The following is a 12736-nucleotide window of genomic DNA, read 5'->3' as shown; positions in this document are numbered from 1 at the left end:
CGAGGCGCCCGGCAGGTCCTACGGAAGAGGCCGGGGCTGCGTCAACTCGTCGTACACGCTCAGCACTTGGGCCACGGTCTCGTCCTCCGTGGGCCAGCTCGCCGCCTGCCGGGAACCCCGCTCGCGCAGCTCCGCACAGCGCTCGGGGTCGTCGAGCAGCCGTACGACGGCGTCGGCGAGGGCCCGTGCGTCGCCGTACGCGACCAGCTCGGCCGCGTCCCCCACCAGGTCGGGGATACCGCCGACGGAGGTCGCGACGAGCGGCACGCGCGCGTGCAGGGCCTCCTGGGCGAGGACGGAGCGGGACTCCCAACTGCTGGGCAGCAGCGCCAGATCGGCGGCGGCGAGCAGTTCGGTGACGTCGTCGCGGCGTCCGATCAGCCGCACGGGCAGCTCCTCGTCCTCGATCCGCCGCTGCAACGCCGGGCGCAGCGGCCCCTCGCCGGCGACCACGAGGAGCGGTACGGGATCGAGGCGGCACCAGGCACGCGCCGCGTCCAGCAGGACGTCGTAGCCGCGGTGCCGGTCGAGGGAGCCGACGGCGATGAGCAACGGCCGCCCCATAGCGCCGAGTTCGGCACGGACCTTGGGCCGCAGCAGCTCCGCCTCGTCCTGGTCCGCGGGCCGCCGCAGGCCGGGCAGCGCCACGGCGGCCAGCCGGGCGTCCCGGGCGCCGGTACGGCGGGCCCGGTCCACCAGGTCGGAGGTGGTCCCGAGCACCACGGTGGCCGCCCGTACCACCCGCCGCTCCAGCATCCGCAGCAGATGCGCCCGGGCGCCTTCGGCATGCGCCCGGTTGTGCCAGGTGACGACGAGCGGGGTGCTGCGGCCGCTCAGCGCCAGCGCCGCGCGGAAGGAGGCGTGCAGGCCGTGGGCGTGCACCAGGTCGGCGTCCGTGCAGGCCGCGCGGAGCGCCGCCACCGACCCCGGGTCACTGCTGCGCGGCACGTGCACGTGGTCGGCGCCGACGCCCGAGAAGCCGTAGGTGTGATCGGCCTCGGCGGGGGCGCACACCGTGACCCGCACGCCCCGCGCGACCAGGCCGGCGGCCAGCGAACGCACGTGCACACTGCTGCCGGCGTTGCCGCCGCCCAGCACCTGCACGGTGCGCAGCGGCGACTGACCGTGCGGTGCGTTGCTGCTCACGGGGCTCACGCGGCCGGGGCTCCTGGTTCGGCGTGGGGCGGTCACGAGGGAACGTACAGAAGGTATCGGGGCCGAGGGCATCACCGCGCGCGCCTCCCCCGGACACCGCTTTCCCCTCAAGGATGCCAGCACACAGGGGTGTTCCGGGCACTCGGGGAAGGCACATACCGAGGCGGGCCGGGGCAATGCGCCGGACTGTGTCACCCGGGAGGGTGACGAAAGCGCCGCCGCGGAGGAAGCGGCCGGCAGCTTCCGGCCGGCTGAGGGAAGGCGGGGCGTCCGGGGAACGGCCGGGGGGACGGGTGACGCACCGCCGCCCGCCCCCTCGGTCAGCGGTGCGTCAGCGGTCCGCCCGTGCCGTCGCCAGCAGTTCCTCGGCGTGCGCCCGTGCCGTCTCCGAGTCCTCCTGGCCCGCCAGCATGCGGGACAGCTCCCGTACCCGCTCCTCGCCCTCCAGGACCTTCACGCCCGACCGGGTGACCGAGCCGTCGTTGGTCTTCTCGACCAGCAACTGGCGGTCGGCGAAGGCGGCGACCTGGGGAAGGTGCGTGACGACGACCACCTGCGCGGACCTGGCGAGCTTGGCCAGGCGCCGGCCGATCTCCACCGCCGCCTTGCCGCCCACGCCCGCGTCGACCTCGTCGAAGAGGTAGGTCGGGACCGGGTCGGTGCCCGCGAAGACGACCTCCACGGCGAGCATCACGCGGGACAGCTCACCGCCGGACGCGCCCTTGGCGATGGGGCGGGGCGGGGCGCCGGGGTGCGGGGCGAGGAGCAGCTCGACCTCGTCGGCGCCCGCCGGGCCGTAGGCCACCGCCCGGCCGCCGACCTCCACGCCCTCCGGGTCCTCGGTCTGCCGGATGGCGAAGGACACTCGCGCGTGCGGCATCGCCAGGGAGCCCAGCTCGGCGGTGACGGCGGCCGCGAACCGTTCGGCGGCCTCGGTGCGCGCATCGGTCAAGGCCTGCGCGAGACCGCCCAGTTCGACCCGCAGGGCATCCCGCTCGGCGGTCAGCTCGTCGATCCGCTCGTCGTCGCCGTCGAGTTCGGTGAGCCGCGCGGCGCCCTGCTCGGCCCACGCCAGCACCGCATCGATGCCGTCACCGTGCCCACCGTACTTGCGGGTGAGCGCCGTGAGCGCGGCGCGCCGCTCCTCCACGGCCGCGAGCCGCAGCGGATCGGCGTCCAGGTCGTCGGCGTACCCGGCCAGCTCGCCCGCCACGTCGCCCAGCAGGATCCCGACCTCGCCGATCCGGTCGGCGAGCGCGGCGAGCGCCGGGTCGTGCGACCGTACGGCCTCCAGGGCCCGGTGGGCGCCCGCGACGAGGGTGGCCGCGTCGATGCCCTCGGGGTCCTCGGGGTTGCCCGCGAGCGCGGAGTGCGCGGCGGTCGCGGCGGACGACAGCGCCTCGGCGTGTCCGAGCCGCTCGGCCTCCTCGGCGAGCTCGACGTCCTCGCCGGCCCGCGGCTCCACACCCGCGATCTCGTCCAGCCCGTAGCGCAGCATGTCGGCCTCCTGGGCCCGCTCACGCGCGCGCGTGACGATCTCCTCCAGCTCGACCGCCACGGCCCGCAGCCGCCGGTAGGCCTCGCCGTACTTGGCCAGCGGCACGGCGACCCCGTCGCCCGCGTACCGGTCGAGGGCCTGCCGCTGCCGGGACAGCTTCAGCAGCCCCTGCTGGTCGGTCTGCCCGTGCACGGCCACCAGGTCGTCGGCGAGGTCCGCGAGCAGCCCCACGGGCACGCTCCGCCCGCCCAGGTGCGCCCGCGAGCGCCCCTCGGCGGAAACGGTACGGCTGATCAGCAGCGCCCCGTCGTCCAGCTCGGCACCGGCCTCCTCGGCCCGTACGGCCGCCGAGGCTCCGGCGGGCACGGTGACCCGGCCCTCGACGACCGCCTTCTCGGACCCGATCCGCACGAGCGCGGGATCGGCCCGCCCACCGAGCAGCAGCCCCAGGCTGGTGACCACCATGGTCTTGCCCGCACCGGTCTCACCGGTGACGGCGGTGAACCCCGGCGACAACTCGACGACGGCATCGTCGATGACCCCGAGTGACCGTATCCGCATTTCTTCCAGCACGGGGAAGACCTTACGAGGTCGAGATGGCGAAGTGCGAGGCCCCCTGTCACCCGGGCGAGTGGAGAAACCGCGAGGGCTGGTCACCGGGGAGCGGAGGCGCCCCCGAAGGGGCGCGGGGCCGTACCAAGTCGCGGCTGCCGCCGCGCGGGCGCGACCGGCCACCTCCGCACCCCGGCGACCGGACCTACCCAGGGGCGCGGGGAACTGCGCGACCAGCCCCCACGCACCCGCAGCCGCCGACGCACCGAGACCGGCCCCCACGAACCGCTACTGCGGCGCCCCCCGCCACCCGGACACCGGCAAGGCGAACTTCGCCACCAGGCGGTCCGTGAACGACGCATGATGCAGCCGCGCCAGCCGCACCGGCACGGCCCCCCGCCGCACCTCGACCCGGGCCCCCGGCGGAAGCTCGACGGTCCGGCGCCCGTCGCACCACAGCACCCCCGGCTGGATGTGCGGCAGCACCTCCACCGCGAGCACCGAGTCCGGCGACGTCACCAGCGGCTTCGCGAACAGCGCGTGCGCGGAGATCGGCACCATCAGCAGCGCCTCCACCTCCGGCCACACCACCGGCCCACCGGCGGAGAACGCATAGGCGGTGGACCCGGTCGGCGTCGACAGCACGATCCCGTCACAGCCGAACCCCGTCACCGGCCGCCCGTCGATCTCCAGCACCACTTCGAGGAGCTTCTCGGCGCCCGCCTTCTGCACGGCCGCCTCGTTCAGCGCCCAGTCGGTGTGCACGATGTCCCCGTTGCGGTGCACGACGACGTCGACGGTCATCCGCTCCTCGACCTCGTACGCCCGGCTCACCACCCGGTCCACGACCTTGTCGAGGTCGTCCCGCTCGGCCTCCGCGAGGAACCCGACGCTCCCGAGGTTGACGCCGAGCATCGGCACCCCGGACGCCCGCGCGAACTCGGCGCCGCGCAGCAGCGTCCCGTCACCGCCGAGCACGATCAGCAGCTCGCAGCCGTCGAGGCTGTGCGGCGAGGCCTCCTCGACGAGTTCGACCTCGTCGGGCAGCGGCAGGTCGCGGGCCTCGAAATCCAGGACCCGTACACCGACTCCGGCCGCCAGCAGCCCCTTCACCACAAGCTCCGCGCTGCGGATCGCCGCGGGCCGCCCGGTGTGGGCCAGCAGAAAAACAGTACGAGCTCGGTTCTGTGTCAACGCGGCCCCTCCGCCACTGCACGGTCAACATCGGCCGGATCCAACTGGGGTGCGCCGGCCCGCAGCCACAGAAAGTACTCGACGTTGCCGGACGGCCCGGGCAGCGGACTGGCGGTGACACCGTTCACCCCGAGCCCCAGCTCCCACGCCTTCTCGGCAACCCCCCGCACGGCCTCCGCCCGCAGCTGCGGACTCCGCACGACTCCCCCGCTGCCCAGCCTCTCCTTGCCCACCTCGAACTGCGGCTTGACCATCATCACCAGGTCGGCGTCCGGCTTCACGCACCGCGCCAGGGCCGGCAGCACCAGCCCGAGCGGGATGAAGGACAGATCACCCACGACAAGATCCACAGGCTCCCCATCGATCGCTTCAAGCGTCAACTCGCGTACGTTCGTACGGTCCTTGACGGTGACGCGTTCATCGCTCTGCAGAGACCACGCGAGTTGGCCGTATCCGACGTCGACGGCGACGACGTGCGCGGCCCCCGCGCGCAGCAGCACATCGGTGAAGCCCCCGGTCGACGCCCCGGCGTCCAGCGCCCGCCGTCCCTCGACCACGAGGCCCTGCGGGACGAACACCGCCAGCGCGCCGGCGAGCTTGTGGCCGCCCCGCGACACGTACTCGGGATCGCTGTCGTCGGACTGGACGACGATGGCGGCGGCGGTCTCCACCTGGGTGGCCGGCTTGGTCGCGAGGGTCTTGCCGACGGTGACCCGCCCGGCGGCGATCAGCTGGCTGGCGTGCTCGCGCGAGCGCGCCAGCTTCCGGCGGACCAGCTCCGCGTCCAGACGGCGACGTGCGACTCCTGCCACGGTGGGTTCAGCTCCTGCTCTGGTGGTACGACGGTGCGGGCGCCCGGTGGCCGTGCGGCGGCGCGGGCGCCGGGGGGCCCGGAGGTCCCGGGCGGGTGTCGAGCGCGGTCAGCGCGTCGCGCAGCCCCCCGTGTACATCCTCGTACACCTCCAGATGCCCGTCCGTGGCGAGGTGGTCGGCGTCGGCCAGCCGGTCGAGCTGTGCGTCGACCTCGGCGTCGCCGGTGGGGGTGCGGGGGACGTTCAGCGGGGCGGGCGCGGCGGGGTCGTACTCGGGTTCGACGGCGGCCGTTTCCTCGGCCTCCGTCACCGGGGCCGCCACCAGGCCTTCGGGCGCAGAGTCGGTCATGCCCCGACGCTACATGGAAGCCCTGGGGTACCGTCGATCGCGATGGCCACGATCGAGGAGTGCCGCGCCGCACTCGACAAGCTCTCGCACAGCATGGGCGGCGCCGAGGGCGACGTCCGCGCGGCCGCCGCGATGGACCGCACGGTCAGCTGCCACATCACCGACCTGGACGTCACCTTCGCGGGCCGGCTCACCGGCGGCCGGATCGAGGTCGAGGAGACGTTCCCCGGCCCACCGCGGGAGAAGGCGCAGATCAGACTCGCCATGGCCGGCGACGACCTGCTGGCCCTGGTCGACGGCGAGCTCAACTTCGCCGGCGCCTGGGGTTCGGGCCGGGTGAAGCTGGAGGCGAACCTGCTGGACCTGTTCCGGCTCAGGAAGCTGTTGTGACCCTGGCCTTGCGCGCCGCCGGCACCACCAGCGGGGTCCCCGTCTCCGGGTCGTCGATGACCTGGCAGCGCAGTCCGAAGACCTCCTCGACCAGTTCGGCGGTGACGACGTCGTTCGGGGCGCCCTCGGCGACGACCCGGCCGCTCTTCAGCGCGATGAGGTGGGTGGCGTACCGGGCCGCGTGGTTGAGGTCGTGCAGCACGGCGACCAGCGTCCGCCCCTGCTCCTCGTGGAGTTCGGCGCACAGGTCGAGGACGTCGATCTGGTGCTGGATGTCCAGGTAGGTGGTCGGCTCGTCGAGGAGCAGCAGCGGGGTCTGCTGGGCGAGCGCCATGGCGATCCAGACGCGCTGCCGCTGACCGCCGGAGAGTTCGTCGACGTAACGGTCGGCGAGTTCGGCGACGCCCGTCTGCTCCATCGACTCCTGGACGACCCGTTCGTCCTCGGCGGACCACTGGCGCAGGATGCCCTGGTGCGGGTAGCGGCCGCGGCCGACCAGGTCGCCGACGGTGATGCCGTCGGGTGCGAGGGACGACTGCGGGAGCAGGCCGAGCGTGCGTGCGACCTTCTTCGCGGGCATCGACTGGATGACCTGGCCGTCGAGCAGCACCCGGCCCTGGCTGGGCCTGAGCATCCGGGACAGCGCGCGCAGCAGCGTCGACTTGCCGCAGGCGTTGGGTCCGACGATCACCGTGAAGGAGTTGTCGGGGATCTCCACCGACAGCTGCTCGGCGATGACACGCTGGTCGTAGGCGAGGGTGACGTTCTCTGCGGACAGGCGGTTCACGGTGCTCCTCTTGCTGTCTGGCTCGCTGTCTGACGCGCGGTGCGGCTGGGGGGTCGCGCTCATATCCGGCCCGCCCGGCGCTCGGTGACGAGGAGCCAGAGCAGGTAGACCCCGCCGAGGACGCCGGTGACCACGCCCACGGGCAGCTGGTCGGCGCCGAAGGCGCGTTGGGAGGCCCAGTCGGCGGTGACCAGGAGGGTGGCGCCCATGCAGAGGGAGGGCACCAGGTTGGGGCCGGGCGAGCGGGTGAGGCGGCGGGCGAGCTGGGGGGCGGTGAGGGCCACGAAACTGACGGGACCGGCCGCGGCGGTGGCGGCCGCGGTCAGCAGGACGGCGGCCACCATCAGCAGCAGCCGCACCCGTTCGACCCGTACCCCGAGGGCGTTCGACACGTCGTCGCCCATCTCCATCATCCGCAGGCCCCGTGCATTGGCGAGGACCAGCGGCACGAGGACCGCGCACAGCGCGAGCAGCGGCCAGACCTGGCTCCAGTCCCGGCCATCGAGGGAGCCGGTCATCCAGACGACCGCGCGGGTCGCGTCGACCAGGTCGGCCTTGGTGAGCAGATAGCCGTTGACCGCGGTGACGACCGCGGAGACGCCGATGCCGACCAGGACCAGCCGGTAGCCGTGCACGCCCTGCTTCCAGGCCAGGAGGTAGATGGCGAGGCCGGTCACCAGACCGCCGAGCAGCGCGCCGACGGTGACCTGGGCGGCGGTCCCGGACAGCAGCACGATAACGACGAGCGCGCCGGAGGTGGCGCCCTGCGAGAGGCCGAGCACGTCCGGGCTGCCCAGCGGGTTGCGGGAGATCGACTGGAACAGCGCGCCGCCGAGCCCGAGCGAGGCGCCGACCAGCAGACCGACCAGTACCCGCGGCAGCCGAAGCTCGTTGACGATGAAGTCCTGCCCGGCGGTGCCGTGCCCGGCCAGCGTCTTCAGCACGTCACCGAAGGAGATCGGGAAGTCTCCGGTGCCGATCAGTACGACGCTCGCGGCGCACGCGGCCAGCAGCAGCGCGACGACAACGACCAGTGCGCGCACGCCGGTCCGCAGGGAGAGTCCGCCGGGGGTGCGTAGGGTAAGGGTGGTCTTCACAGCGGTTTTCACAGCGGTCCTCACAGTTGGGCCGTCCTCCGCCGTCGTACGAGAAGAATGAAGACCGGCCCTCCGATGATCGCGGTGACGATGCCGACCTGGAGCTCCGCGGGACGGGCCACGATCCGGCCGACGACATCGGCGCCGAGCAGCAGCACGGGCGACAGGACCGTCGCGTACGGCAGGATCCAGCGCAGGTCGGGGCCGGTGAACGAGCGCACGACGTGCGGGACCATCAGGCCGACGAAGGCGATCGGGCCGCAGGCGGCGGTGGCCGCGCCGCACAGCACGGTGGCGGCGAGCATGGCGAGGGCCCGGGTACGGCCCAGGTTGGCGCCGAGGGCGCGCGCGGTGTCGTCGCCCATCGCCACCGCGTTCAGCGGCCGGGCGAGGCCGAGGGCGAGCAGGGTGCCGGCCGCGAGGAACGGCAGCACCTGCAGGATCGTCGAGTTGCTCGCCGAGGCGAGCGAACCCACCGTCCAGAAGCGCAGCTTGTTGAGTGCCGCGTCGTCCGTGATCATCACGGCCTGGAGGTAGCCGTAGAGCGCGGCGCTGATCGCCGTACCGGCGAGCGCCAGCCGGACCGGTGTGGCGCCGCGGCTGCCGCCCAGGAACCACACCAGCGCGCCCACCGCGGCCGCCCCGAAGAAGGCGAACCACACATAGCCGCTGAGGGTGCTGACGCCGAAGTAGGTGATGGCGGTGACCACGGCGGCCGACGCGCCCGCGTTGATGCCGAGCAGGCCGGGGTCGGCGAGCGGGTTGCGGGTGAGCGCCTGGAGCACCGCCCCGGACAGGCCGAGGGCGGCTCCGGCCAGCAGGCCGAGGACGGTCCGCGACAGCCGCGCGTCGACGACGACGTCACCGTACGTCCCCGTGTCGTGGAACAGGCCGTGCCAGACCTGGTCCAGCGGCAGTTCCTTCGCCCCGATCGCGATGCTCGCCAAGGCGACGAGCAGCAGGATCATGACGGAGACGAGGAGCCCGAGGGTCCGGATCGCCCGACGGGTCGGGGGCGCGGCTGCGGTGGCCGCGCGCTGTTCGGGGGGACTGTCGACCAACACGAGGTTAGGTTAGCCTACCCTCGCATTCTGCCTCGATGCCGTGTCCCCGTGGGCCCCGGTGCCGACGCCGACAAGTCCCCGTCGAGTGCGGGGGTCTCAGAGCCCCAGCCGCGCCAGTGACTTGCCTCCGTCCAGCTCACAGGCGCCCTCCCCGGCCGCCGTCCAGGCCGCCGCGCACAGCGCCCGCAGCCCGTCCAGCGCCGCGCCGTCGCCCTCCAGCTCCAGCCGGTCGGCACCCGCCGTCGCCGTCCAGCCACCGCACCGGAAGCCGTCGCCGTCCGCCGTGACCTCCGGCTGCCCGGTGAGCAGCCCGCGCAGGTCGGCGTCGACATAGGTCGGCCGGTGCTGCGGCGGCGCGGCGAGCAACTGGCGCCCGTCGGTGACCCCGGTCAGTACGAGCAGCGAGTCGACCCCGCCGTTGAACGCGCCCTCGATGTCGGTGTCCAGCCGGTCCCCGACCACCAACGGCCGCTCCGCACCCGTGCGCAGGATCGTCTCCCGGTGCATCGGCGGCAGCGGCTTGCCCGCCACCTGCGGCTCGGCACCCGTAGCGATCCGGACCACCGCCACCGCCGCGCCGTTGCCCGGCGCGATCCCGCGCCCGCTCGGGATCGTCAGATCGGTGTTGGACGCGAACCACGGCACCCCGCGCGCGACGGCGTACGACGCCTCGGCGAACCGCCCCCAGGGCAGGTCGAGGCCGCCGTACCCCTGCACAACGGCCGCCGGATCGTCGTCGGCGGACTCCACCGGCTCAAGACCCCGCTCCCGCAGTGCGGCCCGCAGCCCCTCCCCGCCGATCACCAGCACCCGCGCCCCGGCCGGCACCTGCTCACTGATCAGCCGCGCGACCGCCTGCGCCGAGGTGATGACATCACCGGCCCCCGTCGGGATGCCCAGCTCGGTGAGGTGCCCGGCCACCGCGTCCGGCGTCCGCAGCGCGTTGTTGGTGACGTACGCCAGACGCATGCCGCCCGCGCGGGCGACCTCCAGCGACTCCACAGCGTGCGCGATCGCACTGCCGCCCGCGTACACCACACCGTCCAGATCGAGCAGCGCCGTGTCATACGCCGTGCTCAGGGCCTGTCCGCTGCCCTCGGGACCAGTCCTGACGCCCTGGCTCATCCCCATCGCTCCTCGTCACTCCTCGTCACTTTTCGTCCGCCCGCCTTTCACCGTCGATCATCCCGCACGCCACTGACACACGTACGATGCCGGGATGAACACTGCAGGTCACTCGGAAGCAACGGAGCGCCGAGGCCTGGAACTCACCCCGTTCCGAGGCCTTCGCTACGACCCGGACCGGGTCGGCAGTTTGGCCGCCGTCACCTCCCCGCCGTACGACGTCGTCGTGCGCCCCGACGGCGTACACCATCTCCAGTCCGCCGACCCGCACAACATCGTCCGTCTCATCCTCCCCCAGGCCGGTACCCTCAGCGCCGGTACCGAACAGGCGGCCGACACCCTCCGCCGCTGGCAGGACGAGGGCATCCTCGCCACGGATCCCGAACCGGGCCTGTACGTCTACGAACAGCACGACGGAAACGGCCTGCTCCAGCGCGGGGTGATCGGCGCCCTGCGGGTCTCGGAGCCGTCCGAGGGCGTGGTGCTCCCGCACGAGGAGGTCATGCCCCCGGTCGTCGCCGACCGCGCGGCGCTGATGCGCGCCACCTCGGCGAACCTCGAACCCCTCCTGCTCACCTACCGGGGCAACGGCGCGGCCGCCGAGGTCGTCGAAGCGGTGGCCGAGCGCCCCCCGCTCCTCGCCACCACCACGGAGGACGGTTTCCACCACCGCCTCTGGTCGATCACCGACCCCGCCGAGCTGGCCCTCGTCCAGTCGGACCTGGCCCACCGCCAGGCTCTGATCGCCGACGGCCACCATCGCTGGGCCACCTACTTGCGTCTACGCGCGGAGCATCCCTCTCCGAGCCCGTGGGACTACGGCCTGGTCCTCCTCGTCGACACCGCCCGCTACCCGCTGCGCGTCCGCGCCATCCACCGCCTGCTGCACGGCCTGCCGGTGGCGGAGGCGCTGGAGCACGTCAAGGGCCTGTTCCGGGTACGACGGCTCGACGTCTCCCTGCCGGCGGCCCAGGAGGCGCTGGCGGACGCGGCCAGCGCCGGCAACGCGTTCCTGCTGGCAGGCGACGGTGCGTTCCATCTCATCGACCGCCCGGACCCGGACCTCCTGGCCCGTACGATCCCCGACGACCGCCCGGCCGCCTGGCGCACCCTGGACGCCACCGTCCTGCACGCCACGCTCCTCGACCACGTCTGGCGCATCCCCGAGGACTCGCCCGCGCACATCGCGTACATCCACGACACGGCGGCGACGGTCGCCAAGGCCGAGCGCGACGGCGGTACGGCCGTCCTCATGCACCCGGTCCGCGAGGAGGTCGTCCGCGACCTGGCCCGCCAGGGTGTGACGATGCCCCGCAAGTCGACGTCGTTCGGCCCGAAGCCGGCATCCGGGCTGGTACTGCGGGCGCTCGACGTCTGACACGGAGAGGGCGGACCCCGGTCGGGGTCCGCCCTCTCCGTGTCAGTGACGTGTCAGTGACTCAAGACGCCGAGCTCAGTCCTTCTCGCCCTCGGACTCGACGCCGCTCTCGGTCACGGACCCGGACTCGGTCTCGGTCTCGGTCCCCGTCCCGTCGGAGGCCTCCTCGGACTCCTCCTCGTCCAGAGCGTCGACGAACTCGACCCCGTCCAGCTCGGCCAGCCGGTCGGAGGCGTCCGTACTGCCGTCCCGGTCGGCCTCCACGGCCTTGGCGAACCATTCCCGCGCCTCGTCGGCACGCCCGGCGGCGAGCAGGGCGTCGGCGTAGGCGTACCGCAGCCGCGCGGTCCACGGCTGTACGGAGTTGGAGGCCAGCTCGGGGCTCTGCAGCGTCACGATCGCCGCGTCCAGCTGCCCCATGTCACGCCGGGCACCGGCGGCGACGAGCCGCATCTCGACCTGGCCGGCCTTGTCGAGCTTGTGCACCTCGGGGGCGCCGGCCATGTCCAGCGCCTTCTCCGGCCGCCCGAGCCCACGCTCACAGTCGGCCATCACCGGCCACAGGTCGGCGCTGCCGGTCATGCGCCGGGCGGCCCGGAACTCGGCCAGCGCCTCGGAGTACTTCTGGTTCGCGTACGCGGCGAACCCGGCGGCCTCGCGTACGGCGGCGACACGGGAGGCCAGCCGCAGGGCCACCTTGGAGTAGCCGTAAGCGCCCTCGGGGTCGTCGTCGATGAGCCGGGCGACCATCACCAGGTTCCTGGCGACATCGTCCGCGAGCGTCTTGGGCAGGCTCTGCAGCTCCTGCCGTACGTCCTTGTCGATCTCCTCGCCGGTGACGTCCTCCGGGATGGGCAGGCGCTTGATCGGCTCACGGTCCCGGTCCCGGTCCCGGTCGTCACGGAAGCGGCCGCCGCCGCGGCGGTCGTCACGCCGGTCATCACGCCGGTCGTCACGGCCGCGGTAGCCGCCACCGCGGCTGTCGTCCCGACGGCCGTACCCGCCGCCACCGCGGTTGTCGTCGCGGCGGGGGCCACGGTCCCGGTCATCGCGCCGCCCGTAGCCACCCCGGTCGCCGCCGCGGTCGTCGCGCTGGAACCCCGGGCGGGAGCCGCGGTTGTCGTCCCGCCGGCCGTACCCGCCGCCACCGCGGTTGTCATCGCGCCGGTCGTCACGACGGAAGCCGCCACGGTCGCCACGGTCGTCGCGGTCGTCACGCCGGAAAGCGGGACGGTCACCACGGTCATCACGGCGATCGTCGCGACGGTCATCACGACGGAAAGCAGGACGGTCCCCACGGTCGTCACGACGAGGACCACGGTCCCGGTCGTCACG

Annotated in this window: 12 protein-coding genes; 2 read left to right on the top strand and 10 right to left on the bottom strand. The window is 73.4% G+C overall.

What is annotated here, in order from left to right; translation table 11 throughout:
* Nucleotides 1-18 precede the first annotated feature (18 nt).
* From ACZ4UV_RS42485 to ACZ4UV_RS42465, 5 genes are all read right to left on the bottom strand, one after another.
* On the bottom strand, nt 19-1155 hold the full coding sequence (locus ACZ4UV_RS42485; protein WP_390045966.1) for a glycosyltransferase family 4 protein: 1137 nt from the start codon (nt 1153-1155) through the stop codon (nt 19-21).
* A 331-nt stretch (nt 1156-1486) separates the two neighbouring features.
* Complete coding sequence (recN, locus tag ACZ4UV_RS42480) at nt 1487-3214, bottom strand: DNA repair protein RecN (RefSeq protein ID WP_451020639.1); 1728 nt, start codon at nt 3212-3214, stop codon at nt 1487-1489.
* A 279-nt stretch (nt 3215-3493) separates the two neighbouring features.
* Nucleotides 3494-4399 carry an NAD kinase gene (locus ACZ4UV_RS42475; RefSeq protein WP_293991976.1) on the bottom strand — a complete coding sequence of 302 codons (906 nt, stop codon included), beginning with the start codon at nt 4397-4399 and terminating at the stop codon, nt 3494-3496.
* Nucleotides 4396-5211: a TlyA family RNA methyltransferase gene (locus tag ACZ4UV_RS42470; protein ID WP_390045964.1), complete on the bottom strand. Its 816-nt coding sequence runs from the start codon at nt 5209-5211 to the stop codon at nt 4396-4398. Before ACZ4UV_RS42470 ends, ACZ4UV_RS42475 begins: the two co-directional genes overlap by 4 nt.
* Before the next feature lie 7 nt (nt 5212-5218).
* Entirely contained in the window at nt 5219-5560 is a 342-nt protein-coding gene (locus tag ACZ4UV_RS42465) for a hypothetical protein (RefSeq protein ID WP_467845545.1), read from the bottom strand.
* Between the two features lie 42 nt (nt 5561-5602).
* Here ACZ4UV_RS42465 and ACZ4UV_RS42460 point away from each other — a divergent pair, with 42 nt between their 5' ends.
* Nucleotides 5603-5950, top strand: coding sequence for an SCP2 sterol-binding domain-containing protein (locus ACZ4UV_RS42460; RefSeq protein WP_390045960.1), 348 nt, complete (start codon nt 5603-5605; stop codon nt 5948-5950).
* Here the strand turns inward: ACZ4UV_RS42460 and ACZ4UV_RS42455 are convergent.
* The 4 genes from ACZ4UV_RS42455 to ACZ4UV_RS42440 form a co-directional block, all read right to left on the bottom strand.
* Complete coding sequence (locus ACZ4UV_RS42455) at nt 5934-6800, bottom strand: ABC transporter ATP-binding protein (RefSeq protein WP_390045958.1); 867 nt, start codon at nt 6798-6800, stop codon at nt 5934-5936. The genes ACZ4UV_RS42460 and ACZ4UV_RS42455 overlap by 17 nt on opposite strands.
* Nucleotides 6797-7834 (bottom strand): FecCD family ABC transporter permease, encoded by a 1038-nt coding sequence (locus ACZ4UV_RS42450; RefSeq protein ID WP_467845540.1) that lies wholly within the window; start codon nt 7832-7834, stop codon nt 6797-6799. The genes ACZ4UV_RS42455 and ACZ4UV_RS42450 overlap by 4 nt, the downstream gene beginning before the upstream one ends.
* A 20-nt stretch (nt 7835-7854) precedes the next feature.
* Nucleotides 7855-8898: a FecCD family ABC transporter permease gene (locus ACZ4UV_RS42445; RefSeq protein WP_467845537.1), complete on the bottom strand. Its 1044-nt coding sequence runs from the start codon at nt 8896-8898 to the stop codon at nt 7855-7857.
* Between the two features lie 96 nt (nt 8899-8994).
* Nucleotides 8995-10023 (bottom strand): HAD hydrolase-like protein, encoded by a 1029-nt coding sequence (locus ACZ4UV_RS42440; RefSeq protein WP_467845534.1) that lies wholly within the window; start codon nt 10021-10023, stop codon nt 8995-8997.
* A 94-nt stretch (nt 10024-10117) separates the two neighbouring features.
* Here ACZ4UV_RS42440 and ACZ4UV_RS42435 point away from each other — a divergent pair, with 94 nt between their 5' ends.
* Nucleotides 10118-11401, top strand: a complete 1284-nt coding sequence (locus tag ACZ4UV_RS42435; protein ID WP_467845531.1) for a DUF1015 family protein — start codon at nt 10118-10120, stop codon at nt 11399-11401.
* Between the two features lie 75 nt (nt 11402-11476).
* Here ACZ4UV_RS42435 and ACZ4UV_RS42430 read toward each other — a convergent pair whose 3' ends face one another.
* Complete coding sequence (locus ACZ4UV_RS42430) at nt 11477-12259, bottom strand: tetratricopeptide repeat protein (protein WP_467846487.1); 783 nt, start codon at nt 12257-12259, stop codon at nt 11477-11479.
* Nucleotides 12260-12736 lie beyond the last annotated feature (477 nt).

Source organism: Streptomyces sp. NPDC028289 (assembly GCF_055565975.1).
This window is presented reverse-complemented; position numbering and strand designations above follow the sequence as displayed.

Excerpts from the sequence above, each read along its gene's own strand:
- recN (WP_451020639.1), bottom strand. The coding sequence starts at position 3,214 with ATGCGGATACGGTCACTCGGGGTCATCGACGATGCCGTCGTCGAGTTG.
- ACZ4UV_RS42465 (WP_467845545.1), bottom strand. The coding sequence starts at position 5,560 with ATGACCGACTCTGCGCCCGAAGGCCTGGTGGCGGCCCCGGTGACGGAG.
- ACZ4UV_RS42460 (WP_390045960.1), top strand. The coding sequence starts at position 5,603 with ATGGCCACGATCGAGGAGTGCCGCGCCGCACTCGACAAGCTCTCGCAC.
- ACZ4UV_RS42455 (WP_390045958.1), bottom strand. The coding sequence starts at position 6,800 with ATGAGCGCGACCCCCCAGCCGCACCGCGCGTCAGACAGCGAGCCAGAC.
- ACZ4UV_RS42440 (WP_467845534.1), bottom strand. The coding sequence starts at position 10,023 with ATGAGCCAGGGCGTCAGGACTGGTCCCGAGGGCAGCGGACAGGCCCTG.
- ACZ4UV_RS42435 (WP_467845531.1), top strand. The coding sequence starts at position 10,118 with ATGAACACTGCAGGTCACTCGGAAGCAACGGAGCGCCGAGGCCTGGAA.